This is a genomic window from Aeoliella sp. (genome assembly GCF_965227375.1).
GTDB lineage: Bacteria > Planctomycetota > Planctomycetia > Pirellulales > Lacipirellulaceae > Aeoliella.
The window spans coordinates 272,343-290,652 of sequence record NZ_CBDDFX010000002.1 but is presented as its reverse complement, the minus strand read 5'-3'; the positions used below and the strand labels follow the sequence as shown (position 1 = coordinate 290,652).

The window sequence follows — 18,310 nt, the reverse complement described above, 5'->3', positions numbered from 1 at the left end:
CCTGAGGTTGGGGAAGTTGGTGAAACGCTCACTCCTTGGTGAGCACTTCGTCCAGGTTGAGTACGACGTTAGCAGCCAGGGTCCAAGCGGCGAGTTCCGCACGGTCGAGTTCCTCACTGACCGGCGCGACCCCGATGGCCAGTAGCTTATTCGCTGCCTCGGCATCCGCCTGGTATCTCGGCAGGCTCTGTTGGTAGACGTTGACTAGCCGGTCGATTTCCACTTGAGTCGGCTCACGCAGCATCGCCAATTGCAGCATTACCGCGGAAACCTTCTCCGGAGGACCCACAGCCTCGAGCATCGAGCGTTGCGCGAGCGCCCGGGCCGTCTCAACGTACTGCGGGTCGTTCAGCAGCAAGAGCGCTGCTAGCGGAGTATTCGTTCGCTCGCGGCGTACGATGCAACTCTCGCGCGACGGGGCGTCGAGCGTAGTGAGCTGTGGCGGCGGCGACGTGCGCTTCCAGAACGTGTACAAGCTGCGGCGGTGAATCTTCTCCGCCTCGGTGTCGGCCACAAAGTGACGGGTGTTCGAGCCCGAATAGGCCACCGCGTTCCACAACCCATCGGGCTGCGGCGGTTTGACGCCCGGACCGCCCAGCTTGGCTTCCAACAGCCCACTGACCGCGAGCGCTTGGTCGCGAATCACCTCGGCATCGAGTCGGAATCGCGGCCCGCGAGCGAGGAATCGATTCTGCGGATCGCGGTTGAGCAACTCGGGCGTGGCCTTGGATGATTGGCGATAGGTTTTCGTCATCACGATTTGCTTTACGAGCCGTTTGACGTCCCAATCGTTCTCGCGGAAGTCTACCGCCAACCAGTCGAGCAGTTCCGGGTGACTGGGCCACGCGCCTTGCGAACCAAAGTCGTCGGCCGTTTCGACAATACCGATGCCGAAGAACTGCTGCCAGAACCGGTTGACGGTTACCCGCGCCATGAGCGGCTGCTCGGGCATCACCAGCCACTGGGCGTAGCCCAGGCGGTCCTTGGGGGCTCCGCCGGGCAACGGGGGAAGGAACTTCGGCACCTCGCGCGACAGTGGGCCCGTCTCTTTGTCCGGCGCGTCGTACTGACCGCGGAGCAACACAAACGCTTCGCGCGGCTTGGCGCGTTCTCTCATCACCAACGTGGTGGGGATGTCAGCCTCCACCTTCAAAACGGCATCTCGCAGGCGAGCCACCTCGCCCTTGAGTTGTTGTAGTTCGTCGAACTGGCACTCCTGCAAACGGTAGTGCCGTTCGAGGCTCTTCTGCTGCTCGCTGGTTCGCTCGGTGGGTTCGATACGCAGCGCGCCGAGTACCTCGGCCGGCATGCCTTCGACCGCGGCGGGCGGGGTGAAGCAGAAACCCGACACGCCGCCGTGGTTGACCACTTTGATCAACAGTTCGTTGGCGCCTTCTTTCAGAGCGAGCTTGATCTGGTCTTCGCCCGGCTTCACCGAACGCGCCTTCGAGGTGCGGTGCACCTGTTCGCCGTTTAGGTACACCCTGCAACTATCATCCGTGCCCAGACCAACAGTAATCGTCTGCTCGCGAGGCGAGACGATCTCGCGATACAAGAACGTGGCGGAGATCTTCTGGCTCAAATCGTTGTGGATCTCTCCATCGCCCCATTCTGGACGCTGCTGCCACGTGAGGATCTCGCCATCGGACTCCTTGAACTCTTCTCCCAAGTCGATTGGTTTGCCTTGCGGACCGTGATTGCGGGAACGCAGGTAGCGAACGTCGCTGCGGAACGGACCCACGCTATGCCACAGCCCGAACACCGCGGCGTCGCTGTTCGATTTCTCTACTTCTTGGAGCTTGGTCGTTTCCCACTCGGCTTGCAACTGGTCGACCTCCTCCCATGGCTCACCGAGTTTGGCCTCGGCACGCGCCAGTTGCTCCTTGAGCTTGTTGAGTTGCTCGGATTGCTCTGGGGACGGCGCTCTGACCGTCGGCGCCGGGTCGGCCCGGTTGAGGTCGAGCGCGGGGCCGTCCATGTTGTTGAAGAATGCAAACGAGGAGTAGAAGTCGTGCTGTGAAATCGGGTCGAACTTGTGGTCGTGGCAGACCGCGCAACCCATTGTCAGGCCGAGGAACACGGTGCCGGTGGTCGAGACGCGGTCGACCACGTTGCGCACGTAGACTTCTTCGGCGATGGATCCACCTTCGTTGGTGGTTACATGGCAGCGATTGAACCCCGAAGCGATCTTGTCGTCCAGCGATACGTTCGGCAGCAGGTCGCCGGCGACTTGCATCATCGTGAAGCGATCCCATGACACGTTGTCGTTCATCGCGCGGACCACCCAGTCGCGATACGGCCACATCTCGCGATAGTTGTCCAGGTGCAGTCCGTGCGTGTCGCCGTACCGCACCGCGTCGAGCCAATAGCGGGCCATGTGCTCGCCGTAGTGCGGCGAGGCCAGCAAGCGGTCGACCAACCGCTCATAGGCGCCGGGCGACTTGTCTGCCAGGTAGGCCTCCACCTCTTCGCGCGTGGGTGGCAGACCTGTCAGGTCGAGCGTTACGCGCCGCATCAAGGTTACCCGGTCGGCTTCGCTTGAAGGCTCCAGGCCTTCTTCTTCCAGCTTGGCCAGGATGAACTGGTCGATGGGGCCGCTGGGCCAATCGGTCTGTTTGACTTCCGGAGGCTTGCCCTTCTTGGGAGTGATGAATGCCCAGTGCGGCTGGTACTCAGCGCCTTGCGCGACCCATTTTTTTAAGAGTTCGATCTCTTCAGCATTGAGCGACTTGCCCGAGTGGGGTGGGGGCATCACCAGGTCGGCGTCGTCGGTCGCGATGCGCGCGACTAGTTCGCTCTCGTCGAGATTGCCAGGAACGATGGCAACGTAGCCGGAGTCGGTTTCGCTGGTGGCTGCTTCGCGCTCATCGAGCCGCAGGCCCGCTTCGCGGGTCCCCTGATCTGGCCCGTGGCATTGAAAACATCGATCCGAGAGCAGTGGTCGTATCTGCCGGTTGTAGCTGATCGGCGCCTCGGCCCAAGCCGCCGAGGATGCGCTAACCAGTAGCAGAGTCAAACAAGCCGCCAACGTAGAAAACTTCGCGCGTTTTCCGCCCTTCATAACGTCGCTGTCTCCGGGGAGGATGGAGAGGTGGGAAGCGATGGGTCCCTCCTATTCTACACGTTCGCTGGCCGCAAGCAAAACACCCGCTGTACCGGTAAAGCGAGTGGGGAACTCCAGTAGTTAAACGCCCCCAGCGGCCTCAATATGAACAAGATTCTCCCTAAAAAGTCCAATCTAGGCAGAAAGTGCCAGAAAACGTGGCTTGCGCAAGAATCAGACGAAAATCCGTTGCGGATTCTACTGTTCGCGAACGTTGAATTCCAACTTCCACCGCTCGTCGGAAGTGGCGCTCACGCACCATAGTTCGAACATGCCAAGTTCGGTAATGCGTGATTGAAAGCGGACGGGTACGTACGAGTCGTCTGAGTCGGCGGTGGTTTCGAGCGTTGCCTCGAGCGGATCGGTTTCGGTAAGTTGCTCTTCGTCAATCGTTGGCAAGACATTTCCTGGCTGATCGGAATTGCGCACCGCTGAACTGAAAAAGCGAAAGTGGGCCGGCTCACCGAGCACCAAACCAATTTCACTCGAAGGCACATCGACCGAGGTGCCTTCTTCCATACCGAACGGAACCACGCACAGCGCCCGCATCGGCCGCGGCATGCCCGGGATCGCCAGGCCGGCTGACTCGATGCCCACGTAGTAAGAACGGGCGACGCCGCCGCGGATTCGCACGCCGCCGTGCTCCTTGGTCCAGCCGTAGTAGGCGGCGCCGCGAGCCACCGCGTTGTCGAGGTCGCGACCGCCCGGCAGTTCGCTGGCCGGCGGCGCATCGCCGGACCACTTGCCGATGATCTCCAGCACTAGCTTGCGAAGCACGTCGGCCTTGAACACACCGCCGTTGAACAGAACGTGGGTTGGGTAAGCCGCTCCCTGGCCATCGTCCGCGTGCGCGGCGAGGAACGCGGCCAGGTGACGCGTGATCGCCACGTCGGACTCGAACGGAAGGCCAATCTCCTGGAAGCCGGACACGCGCCGCTTCTTGGGCCGGTCGGTGAGTGTGCATTCGGGAAAGAAACCGCCGACCAGCAACTGCTCTGCCATGCTCCGCGGAACGTCGACCGACACGGTGCCGCCGATCAACTTGCTGCCGCGGCCCAGCACCGAGATAGAGTGCGACTCCGGCGCGTCGGGCGCCAGCAGCGTTTCCTTGGCGTCGCGGCACGAGTGCCACAGCGAGACCGACTGCCACGCGTCGAGCATCACCCCTTGCTCGGCGAACAGGCCAGCAACTTGATGCGCGAGCGCCAAGTCCATGTTGTCGCCGCCAACCAACAAATGATCGCCCACCGCAAGTCGTTCGAGCGACAGTTCACCATCGGTTTCCGCCACGTCGACCAGCGTCAGGTCGGTCGTACCGCCACCGACGTCGCACACCAACACCCGGTCGCCGGCGGAAAGCTGTTTGCGCCAGTCGTCGCCGCGCTCGGCGAGCCAGGAGTAAACGGCCGCTTGTGGTTCCTCCAGCAGCACCAGGCCGGCAGGAAGGCCGGCGGCCAGCGCGGCTTCGCGTGTGAGTTCGCGCGCGGCCGCATCGAACGAAGCCGGCACGGTAAGCACCACTTGCTGTTCGGCGATCGGTGCATCGGGGAACTCGGCTTGCCACGCGGCAGCCAGGTGTTCGAGGTACCTTTGCGACGCGGTGAGTGGGGAGACCTTCTGCACATCGTCTGGCGCGCCGTGCGGCAACAGCGGCGCGCGGCGGTCGACACGGCTGTGGCACAGCCAGCTCTTGGCCGCGACAACCGTGCGGTCGGGCATCTCCGCGCCTTGGCGGCGAGCATGCTCGCCGGCGGAGAACTTGCGCCCTTCGGCCCAGGGCAAGTCGAGCGCCCCGCCCGACTCGTGTTCAGGAGCCAGATACAAAAACGAAGGTAGCGACTCTCGCTTGTCGATTGTGCTGGCGGCCACCAGTTGTGGCACCGCGAGCAAGGTTACCTGCGGCGCGTCGCCCTCGAGCGGTGCATAGGCGAGCACGCAGTTCGTGGTGCCCAGGTCGATGCCGACTACGTACTTGGCTGTCATGGTGCGGCCCTCCCCTACCCTACCTGCACTTCGGCCGGCGCGACGACCAGCGCGGCCTGCTTGCTGCCCGACCACTTCGGCACGTCGCACTTGGTGGCTTTCCAGCCCGCGTGGACCAGCTGGCCGGTGACCGGTGGCTCGGCCGACACGTTGCCGGTTAGTCGGTACTCGGCCGCGTCGTATCCGGCGGGCACTTCGACTGGCTGACCTTCTTCTTGAGTTGCAAAAGGCTGCGGCGCGAACATCCGCTCGATCACCTTGCCGCAGTCGCGCAGCACGTCGCGCGCGGCGGCGCCAATCTGCGCGTCGGAGTAGCCGTCGAGCGACTCGCTGACGATGTCCACAAAGCGTGCTTCGCGTTGCAGCGTGGCCAATAGCGTGATCGCCTCGTTGCGAGCCGGCGCGGCTGGCTTGGGCGGCTGAGGCTTGGGAGGTTCGGGCTTCGCGGGTTCCGCTTCGACAGTGGCGGTTGGTCCGCTGAGCTGCAGTTGCTTGACGCCGTCGGCGAAGTCGCGGTTCAGCAAGACTTGAAAAAACGACTGTATGGCAAGCCAGAGGCGCATGCGTTGTGCTCCGGGTTTGGGGTGCTTTGCAATCGCTCCAGGCTACCCCCGCAGCCCCCTGCCCGCCAAGGGACCGCGCTGAGCCATCTCTCCGAAGAGAATTCACCGCCTACGCCAGATAGCTTAGCATCAGCGTGGCCAATCCCAGCACCAGGAAGAAACCGCACATGTCGGTCACGGTGGTCAGGATGGGGCCCGACGCCAGTGCGGGGTCGACGCCGCGGGCTTTGAGAATCAAGGGCAGCGAGCTGCCAATCAACACTGCGACAACCGTGTTGGCGCCTAACGCCACGGCCACCACGAGGCCCAGCCACGGATTACCGGCGTACCACCAGCCGACTGCGCCCAATAGCGCGCCGAGCGCCAGCCCGTTCAGCACCCCGACCGTGGCCTCCTTGCGCCACACGCGCCATAGCTCGCGAGGTTCGATCAAGCCGAGCGACAATTCCCGCATGCTCACGGCCACCGCCTGGTTGCCGCTGCAACCGCTCATGTCGGAGATGATCGGCAGGAACACGGCCAACGCGATCACCTGTTCGAGCGTCGACTGAAAGCCGGCGATTACGCTGGCGGCCACGACGTTGAGTAGGATGTTCACGCTGAGCCACGATAGTCGCAATCGCGAACGCTTGAGCGTCGGCATGGTGCGAATCTCTTCCTGCACCACACCCATCGCCCGGCGGTAGTCGCGTTCGGCGTTCGATTGGCCTTGCTCGTCAACCGCGGCCCGCGTCACCACGCCCAGCAATCGCCCTTCGGCGCCCACCACCGGCACGCCGAGGAACGCGTGGTCGTCGAAGAATTCGTCTAACTCCGCGATGGGTGTCTCCACGTCGAGTGCAATGGGGTCTTCGATCATCAGCTCGCCGGCCGTGGCGGTGTCGTCGGCCAGCAGAAGATCACGCAACCGCAACACGCCTACCAGCTTCCGCCCGCGGGCGACCACGTAAGCGTATTGAATGTCGAGTTGGCGGAACCGCCCGGCGTCGCCGCGCATGCGCTCGAGAATCTGCTCGACGGTCGAATTCTCCCGGAACGCCACCACCTCGGTTTGCATCAAGCCGCCCGCCGTGTCGGGGTCGTAGCTGGCAAGCTGTTGCAGCTTGATGGCTTCGGTGGGGTTCATCTCCGCCAGAATGGCGTCGGCGTCTTCTTCGGCGAGCGCCGCCACCAGGTCGGCCTGCTTGTTGCTTGGCATCTGCTGGAGGATGGCGGCCGAGGTCTCCGGCGGCAGCGCGGCGACCGCTTCAATGGCTTCCACCTCCGGCACGTCGATCAGCAAGTCGCTGGCCTGCTGGGGAACCAGCCGCTCCAGCAACCGGACTTCGTCCTCGTCCGATAGCTCGCATACCGCCCGGGCCGCTTCGCGGGGTTCGAGCCATTCGATGTACTGGGATAGATCGTCGTCGCCGCCGGTGCGAACCAGTTCCGACAACTCTTCGGCAAGTTGTTCGGCGGACTCCGCAGGGCGGTCTTCGGGTGGCAGCGTGGTCTCGGGTTGAGGCGTATCCAAAAGCGTGCTCCAGGAAAGTGCAGCGGCGAGTTTGGCTCATGCGTTGGCCATTCAAAGTAGCAACTTTCCCTCGCTGGCACAGTGCCCAAGCGGCCATCCACACTTGCGTTCCGCCCTGCGGCGACCTACATTGCCGGACGTTCGCCGCGTTTGGCGTTACCACACCCCTCAAGCGTCAATCCGGAGGACGCCCCCATGGCCGACAGCAGCAGTACCCAGTGGCAGCAGACTTTTCTGAAGTGGCCCGCCTCGATCCCCCGCCGCGGCATCCTGACCACCGTGCTTGACGAGCACATCCCATTCAAGGGCTTCATGACCACCGATAAGATGCTGCTCTTGGAACGCCAGAACCCTGACTCGCTCGGCGCGCGTTTCATCGTCCTGGAATACGCATCGGTAAGCGCTCTGAAATACATCGACCCGCTGAAGGCCGAGAGCTTCCAAGAGCTGGGTTTTGTTGGCAAGCTTTCGCAGTAGCCAATTGCCGCGGTCGAGGAGCACGCCCTCCACAAGCCAGACCGCAATCGACCCGCGGCGTGAGTAATAGCAATCCGTGTTCCATCGGTGTTAATCCGTGGCTAGACCTTAAACCTCAAAACGGAAGGGCAAAGATGATCGGCCACTACAGTGCGATACACAAACCGTTCCGGCTGCGCTTCAGCATGCGAGCGCTGTTGTTCCTGACGGTGATCGTCTCGCTGTTGGTCTTTGTCGTGCTGCAGATCATCCCGCGCGAGCGCGTGTTTACCAAACGCGTCGCTGTGCTTGGTCCCATCACCTCTGGACAGAAGGCCGTTGCGCTCGATCCGCCGAGCGACAATGAGGTGCTGAATGCACTGCGCAAGGTCCTTCCTCCGGGACGGATTTTCCCCAGCAAGCGGGGAATGCGAATCGTCAAGCAAAAGATTGCCGATTACGACGATCCAGTGCGGGTGTATCCGATGATCGGTCCCGCCCAGCAGCACCATGCCCACTACAAATGCACGCTCTACCCCCGCTCTGCATACGGAACCGACGAACGCCCATACGTCATTTACCTCGACCACAACCACCTGCACATGGTTGGAGATCAGGAAGGACTCCAGGCGTCTTCGGAGGCGACTACAAAGTCGGATGGAGATCGCCCCTAGAAGGGGTGCCGCACGCTGAGCAGCACATCTCTCGCTTACCTTGCTTCCAGCAACTCCGCATTCCCAAACCATGCGGCGAAGTAGGGATACTTCTCGCTGCGGCGTTTCATCACCACCAGGAACGGGCGGTCGGCGATGTAGTCGTAGAATCGCTCTTGCATAGGAGCCGCGGCAGTGGCCGCCTTCAGAACTGCTTCCGATTCGACGATCGCGCCGCTCTTGTCGAGGCTGAAGCGAATCATTTGCCACGCCTGGTCGATGAACAACCCTTGGAGCTTCGTGGAGTTTTCGATCAACCTGTCCTCTCCCGTTAATTGATTGAAGGTTTCCTGCAGATTGAACAGCACGTTGGGTACGCCCAGCGTGTCGCCGTCGCGAATCTCTGTAGCTCCTTCGTAATCGCTAGTGCGCTGCTCCAAGTTGTCGAGCACCGCTTGCAGGTTATCGGCGTGTGGCAACACGGCCACGATCACCTGCGTGTCGTCCTGGTCGGCAGTCAGATCGATCGCAAAGGTCTCCAGGTGACGCGACTCAGGGTCCTGGCTGGTTTCGCGGAACAGCACTTTGATTTGCTCTAGCTGATCGTAGGTGATGCCGTGGTCGTGCCCGTGATAAAGGCTGAATCCTTCGACGGGCGTTTTTTGTCCGGCCCCGTCGATAAACTCGATCGGACGCCGGCGATCCTCGAACGGAGTGGTGAACTCGGCGGCCACTTTCAAGTAGGCGTACGCCACGAGTCCTTGCGCGCCTTCGAATGTCGGCGGCTCGACACCGGGAAACTTCTCGGCCATCTCTGCGTGAATTTCTTCAACCGCACCATCCTCCGGCGCGCCGGCCATCGCGTAGTAACTGCCCGGCGGCAGTACCGCTTTAGTGACCGGCGAGTCGTTCAGACGCTGGGCGACCGACTCGGCGCCGGCAACTTCGAGCGGTCCCCCTACGACGTCGTCGCAGGCAAGATTCCACGCCACTTGAAACGTCGCGCACCAGATGGCGTTGCCGGCGTCTTCAAGCGGTGTATCGAGTGTTGGTACGATGGTGGTTCCTGCTACCTCGCTGGCGTTCTTTAGCGGAGGCCACTCGATGCGATCCGAGTCGCCGCGCCGGACTACCCAGTAACCGACTGCTATCGACGCCAGTACCAGCAGGATCAGTAGGACACTGTAAGCTTTAAACGATCGGTGGGCATGCATGCTGGCGTTCGCTGCAAGAGTGGAAGCGTGAAGACAAAATGAATTCTATCACAGCGCGGAGCCGCGCGGGCAAACAACCTTGACCCACTTACTGCACCTGCTACAATCGGCCGTTGCAGGGGCTACTGCCATCCTAATGCAGGGGATGTATCTGATGATCGCTCGCACTCTTGCAGCGTTGATGCTGGTTGCTACTAGTGGAACTTCGGCGCTCGCAATAGAACTGCCCTGGTGGGTCGATTCGGTCAGCGTCTCGCCACCCGGACTGGGGGGCATCGGCGCGGTAACGCTGGAAGGAACCTGGATCGACACCGGCGCGCCGGATGCCATTTCGCACAGCGTGGTGAATGGCCAGCTACACTTTTCCGTCTCCGCTCCCGACTTGAATGTCGGCACCGGCGACGCGCTCACTCCGTGGACGCTTACCGAAGAGTTTGGGCCGCTGTTTGCGGACGTGAACGAAATCATGGGCTCAATCTACTCGGTCGATCCCGCCGACCGCAGCATTCGAGAACTAGTGAGCGGGCCCGACTTCCTGGGCTGGATCTATCCACCGCCGCGGGGCGAGTTCCATGGGCTCGGCAGTCTGGGGCACGGGGCTTCGAGCGCCGCCTACGACGTATCGGCCAACGGGCAAGTGGTGACGGGCAGAACTACCAGCAACGTACTCACCAACCAGGTCTCCAGCCAGGCATTTGCGTGGTCGAAGTCGACCGGCATGATTCCACTTGGACTGCTACCCGGCGGCGAGGGTGGCACGAGCAAAGGGCTCGGCGTTTCGGCCGAAGGCAATTACGTGGTGGGCGTTTCGGCCTCGAGGGACGACTACAACATCCAGAACGAAGAGGCCTTCCGCTGGTCGCTCGGCGGAGGTATGCAGGGGCTCGGCAACTTGCACGAAGGATACGCCACGAGCGAAGCGCGGGCCACTTCGCGCAATGGTCGCGTAGTGGTGGGCGTCGACGACTTCTACCCGCCTTCGTTTGCTCCGGTGCCTCCCGGGTACTTTCAGCGTGCGTTCCGCTACACCGACGAGACCGGCATTCAGGACCTCGGCACCCTGCCAGAGTACGAGTCGGACTCGTCCAGTGAAGCGGTCGACGTCACCGCCAATGGCCGTGTGATTGCAGGCAACGCGTTTCGCAGTCCTTACCAGACGACGGACGCGATTCATATCGACCACGCACAGCCGTTCCTGTGGACGGAGGAACATGGCATGCAGGGAATAGGCAATCCGGCGCGGTTCTTCCCGGCCATCTACCCCCCGCCGCGCCAGAAGACAACCGCCAATGCTATCTCGGCCGATGGCGAGGTGGTCGTCGGCGTTGATAAGCTCGAGTGGGATCTGAACGTCGATCCCATCACGCAGTACCCCTTCACGCAAGCGGTGATGTGGACCGAAGAGGATGGATGGCAGGACCTCAGGCAGTTCCGCATGCCGCCGGGGCCTGAGTTTGTAGGCTCCGAAGCGGTCGACGTCTCGTCCGAAACCGGCACGATCGTCGGCCAGGCGTATCTGGTGTCGACCGACGCGACGAACTCCTCGGCATGGCTCGAAGGCGACGCCGATGGCTTTGGGCGGATCAAGGTGCCCTTCATTTGGGACGCCCACCACGGTATGCGACCCCTGGCCCGGGTGTTGGCGGGCGACTTTGGGCTCGACTTTGAAGGTTGGCGGCTGAACGAAGCCACGGCCATCTCCGACGACGGCACCACCATCGTGGGCGTCGGCCGCAACCCCGATGGCGTGATCGAAGCTTGGCGCGCCGTGATGCATCGCAACACGCGACCAGGCGATACCGACTTCGATGGTGATGTCGACCGAAACGACGTGGCCACGGTGCTGGCCAGCATGGCCTCGCCCCCGCCGGCCGACGACACCTATTGGATGTACGGCGACTTCGACGGCGACGGAGAGATTGGCGAGCATGACCATCAAGTGCTGCTGGCCAATTACGATGGCCGCTCGGTAGGCGACTTCAACGCCGATGGAGTGGTGAGCCTGGCCGACTACACGTTCTGGCGAAACAACCTGGGCAGCGAAACAGGCCTCGCCGACGGTAACGGCGACAACCTTGCTTCCACCGATGACTACAACATTTGGAATTCGAACCTCGGGTTGGTGCTGTCCAACGCCGAACCCTTTGTCGCCGCTGCGATTCCGGAGCCAACGAGCGTCGCGCTGTGCGTACTCTCGATGCTGGGTATCCTGGTCGCGCGACGACGCTAGAGTTACTCGTAGCAACAAATAGCCCCGAGCGAGCTTGCTCGGGGCTATTTTCGTTACTCGAGCCAAGGCCCAAAAAATCGTTGCCGTATGGGCTGGCGCGGTGATAGGATGGCAGCTTGCCCGTCCCGCCACTTGCCAAGTTGTTCCCACTCATGCTTCGCCGAGTCATCGTTAGTGCCGCCGCTGTGTGCGGCCTCGTCTTCTGTCCATCAGGAGCCGCCCAGACGTTTTCCGACTTTGGTGGGACCGTGCTGGGCGTGGACCTCAATGCTCGCAGCGCCTCGCTCGCGGACATCGACAACGACGGTGACCTCGATCTTTTCTTCCAAGGCGCACTAGGCGCTCAAAAGCTGTATCGCAACGGGTTGATCGGCGGCGCCGGACTAGGGTTCACCGACGCGAGCAGCTTGCTACCCACCGGGCTGGGATCCTCGTGGAGTTCCGCCTGGGCTGATGTTAACGGCGATGGCTTGGTCGATGTATTCGTTGGGCAGAGCAACTTGGGCGCCGCTACTGGCGACTTTCTTCTTAATGCTGGTGCGAGCGGTTTTAGCAACGCGAGTGTAGCAACCGGACTCAACGACGCGGGCTTTCACCAGAATGTCGCTTGGGCCGACATCGACAACGATCTCGACCTTGATCTCGTGCTCGGCATGGAAGGCCCCCAGAAGCACGAGATCTACCTGCAAGGCCCCGGTAGCAACTTTACGCCTGTCGGCTCGGCTGTCGGTTTCCAGGAAGATCTTGGCTACAAAGGCTACGGCATGGCCATTGGCGACACCGATGGAGATGGCGACTTGGATGTCTACATCTCCACCTGCCGCGGCGACAACAATGTTCGCAACAACTTCTACGAAAATCAGCTTGCTCAGACTGGGTCGCTAAGCTTCATCGACATCGCCGATACCAATGGCACTCAGAACTATCGCAACAGCTATGGGGCGGAGTTCATGGACTTCGACGACGATGGCGACCTAGATCTGATCGTCGTGGGCGCCGATAAGCAGCCTACCAAGATTTACCGCAACGACGGTGGGAATCAGTTTACCGACGTTGATACTCTCACGGGGCAACCGCTGCTGTCCGACGTTGGTGGCGATCTGGGTGGTGGGCGAGCGGTGGACTACGACAACGACGGTGACCTCGATCTTTTCATTCACGATCACCTGCCTGCCGATGGCAATCAGGCACGCAAGCTCTATCGCAATGATGGCAACTGGCAATTCACCGACGTGACGAATGCCGAAGGGCTTGCTGCGGGGAACGAAGGCTCCTACGACAGCCCCTGGGCCGACATCGATCGCGATGGCGACATGGACCTGATCGCTACCACCGGCAACGGCTATGACGAGCGGGTGTTTCTGAGCAACGCCACGGAGAACGGCAACCACTGGCTGCAGGTCGAACTCAACGGTCCCAGCTACAATACAACCGGGTTGGGCTCGTCGCTGTACGCCACGCTGGACACCGGCGGGCCTGAACAGCGGACGCTACGACGCGAGGCCAACACCAACGCTGGCACCTTCAATCAGAGTGATCTACCGGTCCATTTCGGCTTGGGCGACGTGGAGGTAGTCGACGAGCTGAAGATTGTTTGGTCAGACGGCGCCGTTCAGTATCTGCTGAACGTGCCGGTCGATCAGTACCTCGCTGTGACCTACGATCCAACTTTGGCGGGCGACTTCAACGACGATGGCACGGTGAACCTGGCAGACTACGTCGTGTGGCGCAACTTGTTGGGCAGTTCTGTTTCCATGCCCAACGAAACGACGACGCCAGGCGTTGTGGACGTGGAAGACTACGCGGTGTGGAAAGCCAACTTTGGGGGCACGTCCGCGTCCACAGCGGCTACCCAGCGGACCAACGTCCCCGAGCCGGCAGCGGCTACGATCTTATCTGTGGCCGTGCTGGGCTACTGTTGGTTTCGTCGCACCACAACTGGTTGAGGCGCGTGCGCGTGGATCAGATGTCACCGCCCTCCCAGCGTTGACCGCGCGCAATTCGGCGGTCTAGTAGCTCCAATCGACCCTGCTGGGCCGCTGGTGACTCGAGCGCGTCGCAGGCAAGGATGGCTTTGGCTAGTTTGGCGGTCTTGCTGCTACCTTTCACTTTGGCGAGCACCGCGGCGGCTTCCGGCGATGCGGCTCCGCCCATTTGGACGATCAGCTCGTTGAACAGTTCCAACAGGTGCGTCGCGTCCCGCGGCATTTTTTCGTAGGCGGCCACTAGCGCATCGACCGACTGCCGCACCACCCAAGTATGCAGCGGTCCGACCCTCGCCACTTCGGCCAGGTTGGGTCCGAACCGATTGAGCTTCAGCCATCCCGGCTCGTTGAGCCTGGAGAGCACCGGGCCCCACACGGCCGGGTGCAACCGCCCGTCGGCGATGCTCTCGATGGCCGCATCGATGGCCAGCCCCCGTACGTCTTGATCGCGCCCCGCCAGCCCGATGGTGAGCATCAGGCAGGCGAGTTCGTCCATCGGCCGATCCTCGGCAAATAGCAGATCGATGTAGGGATAGTTTGGCTCGTAGGTCGAACCGTCGTCGTCGAACCGTTCCATGAGCTTGTGGCAGCCTGCGGCTATTTGCCCCGATGCGTCGCTGGGATGCATGCTCGCAAGCACCGCGATCATCCACCTCGCTTCGCAACCGTATCGCTTCGTCTTGTTATCGTGGAGCAGAACCGACGGGTACCGCTCGCCGGGCAGTTGTGGTTGGAGCGACAGGTCCAACTTATTGCTCTTCAACACCTCGCCAGGATGGTAACGAGACTCCCAAGTGTGAATCCGTGCCTCCCAAGAGTGCTTCGGTCGCTCGGACACGGCGGGACCAACCGTTTTCATGCCTGCGGCGGCGAGCGCCTCGAACGACGCCTCATCGCCACGAGCGTTGGCGGCCGACACCCACACCATGTCGCAGTCCGACTGGTAGCCTTTGAGTGCATCACCGTCGCCCAGTGCCCAGCGCAGCGCATCGGCCCACGAGTGGTTGAACGCCGCTGCTTGCTCCAACGCCGGCGGTCGGTTGTCGGGCGCGAGTCGCAATAGCGCCAGCGAAAGGTCGGTCTCCAGCAGTGGTGCGCCAGCCTCTTGCAATTCCTTCCAGCGCTCGACGAGTACCAACGGATCGATCCAACCGCCTGTGTGCGTCTGAGCCGACAAAAGCGGCCCCGTGTGGCCACTCGCTAGTCGGTCGAGGGTGGCCTTAAAATGTAAATTGATCCAGCTATGCATGTTGGTCAGGGTTTCCGAGGCGACCCACCAATTGCTGCTCTGCGTTTGCTTGTTTTCGAACAGAACGTTCGTTTTGCCAGTCAACCACCACTCAAGTAGTTTTACCATGCCAACTGGTGTACGACCCCCGATGAACAAACACCTGCCGGCTTCGTCGTAGGGTCGGTCGCAAATTCGTTTCAACACCGGCGCGGCCAGTCGTTCGAACTCCGGAGTCTCCTCCCGCCCCAGGCGGCAGATGGCGTCGATGATGCGGTCGAAGTCAGCTGGGTTCGTGACCTCTTCCACCGCGTGGGCCACGACATCGAACAGTTCGTCCTGCGTTTCGATTGGCATGATTGGCTCGACGCCGGTGAGCACTGGCACTTCCAGCGGCGAGAACTCCAGCGGTCCGGGCCAGGCTTCCAGATCGATGGCCGCCAGCGCATCGCCCACGCCGGCGAGTGAGCGCCACGGCTCGCCAAGTTCGTTGGCGTCGCTCTTGAGTTGCTGCAGTTGCTCGGCCACTTCCTGCGTGTCGACCGTCTCTTCGATGTCTACCTCGACATCGGCCGACGACAACAGCTCGCGAGCTTTCGCCTGCACGGCGGCCGGCAAGTCAGGCAGTGTGCCTGCCAAAGATTCGGCGGCTGCGTTGCTCATGGCCTCAGGCCACTGGACCATCAGGTCTATGGCCCCGGTCACGATGTCGTCGGCCGGGTGGCGCAAGGCGGATTCGATGAGCATCTCGGCGATTCGCGGCTGCAATTCGGGCGAGCGTTTGCCAATCTTCTTGAGCAGCGTGAGCGTCGACTTTGCCGGGCTCTTGGTCGGTGCGCTAAACGCCGAGCCGGCTCCTGCGACGAACGCCCGATCGTCGAGCTTTTTCGCTTTATCGACGGCTTTGAGCTGTTTGAGGGCGAAGGTTACGACCAAGCTCACCTTGGCATTCAGCAGTTCGAGGTACTTTGCTTGGCGGGCGGACCGCTGCTCGTCGTTTTCGAGCAACTGATCATGGAACTTCGCAACCCCCGAAATCATATTCTGCTTGAAGTCCATGGTCAGGCTGTTCAGCGAACTATCGAGCAAACGATCGCGGTCCAGCAGACTGTTGTCGGCAAGTTTGCAGATTGCCTCCGGCCAGGACTCAAATTCCTTGCCTTCCCAAGCATACGATTCGGTAATGAAAGCCTCGGTCTCGACTTCGAACAACTTCCAGACATCGTTCCGAAGTTCGTCATCCTTTGAGAGCACTTCGTGTAGTTTGGTACCGTCGAGATTATACCGTGCGGAGTAACCCGCCAGAGCATCGGCGAACAATCGATAGTAATCATCCGAGTCTGGCTTTGGGCATGCGCCTGACTCATAGAGAATGCGGTACTCTTTCCAACTTATTTGTTGCCATCCGTCTGGCAGGCGTTCTTGCAGCCACTCGTCTATCCAACTTGGGCGCCGATCCATTAGCACTTGAAGTGAAGGGGCTATCTTACCTCGGATGTCAGTCCCACCTACTGAGATTTTTTTAGTGACGGAGATCGGACATACCGCAAGTGCGGCAACGTGTGCGGCAGACAGCTTTTTTGGAAGGCCCCTTCCGCCTTCACACGAATTGACAAGCGACTTCAGTTCGTTGCTCGCCTTCTTAAGAGCGGCATCCGTGAGCGAATTCTGGGTCCGATTCAGTCGTTCCAACTCAGCAAGGATCTTTCCAACGTACGTTGAGGACTTCTTGCGCTCCCCCTCGGAAACGTTAGCAAATCCATCGGCAATGGCGTGTCTAGCGCCCAGATTTATGGACTTCTCGAGTTCTTCCTTCGTCATGCCTCCTCGCCCTCCCCTTCTTCGCCGTCGGTTAATAAACGAGCCGCCAGGATATGTTTACACGGTCCTCGTTGCCCCTGGTACTTGCTGAACCACGGACAGGTGCATTTGTCGCCGGTGTTGCGGAGTCGCACGGTGTGCATCACGTCGGTGCCGGCGACTTCGATGTCGGCCTCGCCGGAGGCCAGACCTTTGGCCTCGGCGAGCACGCGGAGCTTGCCTGCTTCGACCAGCTTGCGGGCGTTCTTGAGTCGTGGTTGCAGTTGTTCGACGCGGTCCAGGTCGAACGGCAACTCGCGGTGGAAGTACGCTCCACGATTGGCGTCGAACCCCGCCAGGCCCCGCGCGCCGAGCACCGCCAGCGCCGCTTCGACTTCGCCGCGGGGGAAGTTCAGGTCTTCCGAAAGCGTATCGGCGTCGAGCGATGCTTGCCACTCGAGAGCCGCCTGCACGCGCGGTAGCGCGTCCTGCCACTGGCTGCTGGCCAGTTGCGAAAGCACTTGGCCCTCGCCGGAGAAGCCACGGTAGACTTCGGGGCTGAGCATCAGGAAGAACCGGCCGCTCTTCAGCAGCACTTCCCAACCGGTGACACCGGTCTCGTCGTCGCCCCACACGCGGAGCGACTTGGCGGAGCTGAGCAGCGGCTCGAGGATCTTCACGCGGTGCGTGCCGGCGAACTTCACCGCTCCGCGCCCCTCGCGCTGGCTCAGTCGCAGCGCGCGGCCGGTCATGGTGACGAACGACGGTTGCTTCGGCGCGGCGCTCTTGGGCATGCTGCGAATGAACTTCCGCGCCTCGGCGGCCGGCGCTTCGAGCTTGATCGTCATATTAGGCTGATACGCCTGCACTTCGCTGAAGCCTTTGATCCAACGAATCGGCAGTTTGACCTTCTTCTCCACCACGCGGGTGTCGTCCTTGGTCAACTCGACGCCTTCCTTTCCCACCGCCAGTTTGGCGTCGTCGTGATCGCGGAGCCGGGCGAGCGCCGAGCGCATCGGCTGGTTGAAGTCGACGTTCGTGGTGCCGCGGCCCTGAATCTCGCTGTCGAACGCCTCGGCCGGCAAATCCACCCGGGCGTACACGCCGCAGCAGCCGCTGAATCCCTCGAACCGCAGCATCGACTCGCTGCCGGTCACCACGGGATCTGTCATCGGCGGCCGCGGCAGAAAGAAGTGCGTCCGCACCACGTCCGACAGCACCAACAGCATCTCGCCCATCTCCCGCGGGCTGCGGAGCGTGCCATGAAAGAAATACGGCTGCTCGTGCTTCGCCCCACAGGTGGCTAGCTGCAACCCAAAACCGTCGTCCAGTTCACCCACCTCCGACGGATAGGCGTACTTGTATGTAAAATCGAGCGCAGTCGCCGTGGCAGCCATGGCCTACATCCTCCCATGAATGGAAAAGCAGCGTAGGCGTATTCTGACGGAAGTTGGCTCGCGGGGCAAACAGGCGGAGTGGCTGCGAGGAAAGTTAAGGTTTAACCACCACGCAGATGCAAGGACCGTAGAGAACTAGCCCCGACCAAGCCTGGTCGGGGAAGACAACACTGCGTCCGTGACCT

At 61.6% G+C, this 18,310-nt stretch carries 11 protein-coding genes; 4 read left to right on the top strand and 7 right to left on the bottom strand.

Going from position 1 to position 18,310, the window contains the following annotated elements:
* Positions 1-28: 28 nt before the first annotated feature.
* From ACQK2L_RS14250 to mgtE, 4 genes are all read right to left on the bottom strand, one after another.
* A complete protein-coding gene (locus tag ACQK2L_RS14250; protein ID WP_425397690.1) occupies positions 29-3,016 on the bottom strand; it encodes a PSD1 and planctomycete cytochrome C domain-containing protein in 2,988 nt (995 codons plus the stop codon).
* A gap of 285 nt (positions 3,017-3,301) precedes the next feature.
* The gene (locus tag ACQK2L_RS14245; protein WP_425397689.1) at positions 3,302-5,086 is read right to left on the bottom strand and encodes an Hsp70 family protein; all 1,785 of its coding nucleotides are present in this window, start codon (positions 5,084-5,086) and stop codon (positions 3,302-3,304) included.
* A gap of 14 nt (positions 5,087-5,100) precedes the next feature.
* A complete protein-coding gene (locus ACQK2L_RS14240; protein ID WP_425397688.1) occupies positions 5,101-5,649 on the bottom strand; it encodes a DUF2760 domain-containing protein in 549 nt (182 codons plus the stop codon).
* Positions 5,650-5,758: 109 nt separating this feature from the next.
* Positions 5,759-7,162, bottom strand: coding sequence for a magnesium transporter (mgtE, locus tag ACQK2L_RS14235; RefSeq protein WP_425397687.1), 1,404 nt, complete (start codon positions 7,160-7,162; stop codon positions 5,759-5,761).
* A gap of 195 nt (positions 7,163-7,357) precedes the next feature.
* On the opposite strand from mgtE, the gene ACQK2L_RS14230 reads away from it, so the two are divergent.
* Positions 7,358-7,639: a hypothetical protein gene (locus ACQK2L_RS14230; protein ID WP_425397686.1), complete on the top strand. Its 282-nt coding sequence runs from the start codon at positions 7,358-7,360 to the stop codon at positions 7,637-7,639.
* 134 nt (positions 7,640-7,773) lie between these two features.
* Positions 7,774-8,292: a hypothetical protein gene (locus ACQK2L_RS14225; RefSeq protein WP_425397685.1), complete on the top strand. Its 519-nt coding sequence runs from the start codon at positions 7,774-7,776 to the stop codon at positions 8,290-8,292.
* Positions 8,293-8,327: 35 nt separating this feature from the next.
* Here ACQK2L_RS14225 and ACQK2L_RS14220 read toward each other — a convergent pair whose 3' ends face one another.
* Entirely contained in the window at positions 8,328-9,485 is a 1,158-nt protein-coding gene (locus tag ACQK2L_RS14220) for a hypothetical protein (protein ID WP_425397684.1), read from the bottom strand.
* 154 nt (positions 9,486-9,639) lie between these two features.
* Between ACQK2L_RS14220 and ACQK2L_RS14215 the strand changes: the two genes are divergently transcribed.
* Both ACQK2L_RS14215 and ACQK2L_RS14210 read left to right on the top strand, forming a co-directional pair.
* Positions 9,640-11,715: a hypothetical protein gene (locus tag ACQK2L_RS14215; RefSeq protein ID WP_425397683.1), complete on the top strand. Its 2,076-nt coding sequence runs from the start codon at positions 9,640-9,642 to the stop codon at positions 11,713-11,715.
* Positions 11,716-11,867: 152 nt separating this feature from the next.
* Positions 11,868-13,661, top strand: coding sequence for a CRTAC1 family protein (locus ACQK2L_RS14210; RefSeq protein WP_425397682.1), 1,794 nt, complete (start codon positions 11,868-11,870; stop codon positions 13,659-13,661).
* A 16-nt stretch (positions 13,662-13,677) separates the two neighbouring features.
* Here the strand turns inward: ACQK2L_RS14210 and ACQK2L_RS14205 are convergent, their stop codons facing one another.
* Both ACQK2L_RS14205 and ACQK2L_RS14200 read right to left on the bottom strand, forming a co-directional pair.
* Positions 13,678-16,749 carry a DUF6493 family protein gene (locus ACQK2L_RS14205; protein ID WP_425397681.1) on the bottom strand — a complete coding sequence of 1,024 codons (3,072 nt, stop codon included), beginning with the start codon at positions 16,747-16,749 and terminating at the stop codon, positions 13,678-13,680.
* Positions 16,746-18,125 (bottom strand): SWIM zinc finger family protein, encoded by a 1,380-nt coding sequence (locus ACQK2L_RS14200; protein WP_425397680.1) that lies wholly within the window; start codon positions 18,123-18,125, stop codon positions 16,746-16,748. Before ACQK2L_RS14200 ends, ACQK2L_RS14205 begins: the two co-directional genes overlap by 4 nt.
* Positions 18,126-18,310 lie beyond the last annotated feature (185 nt).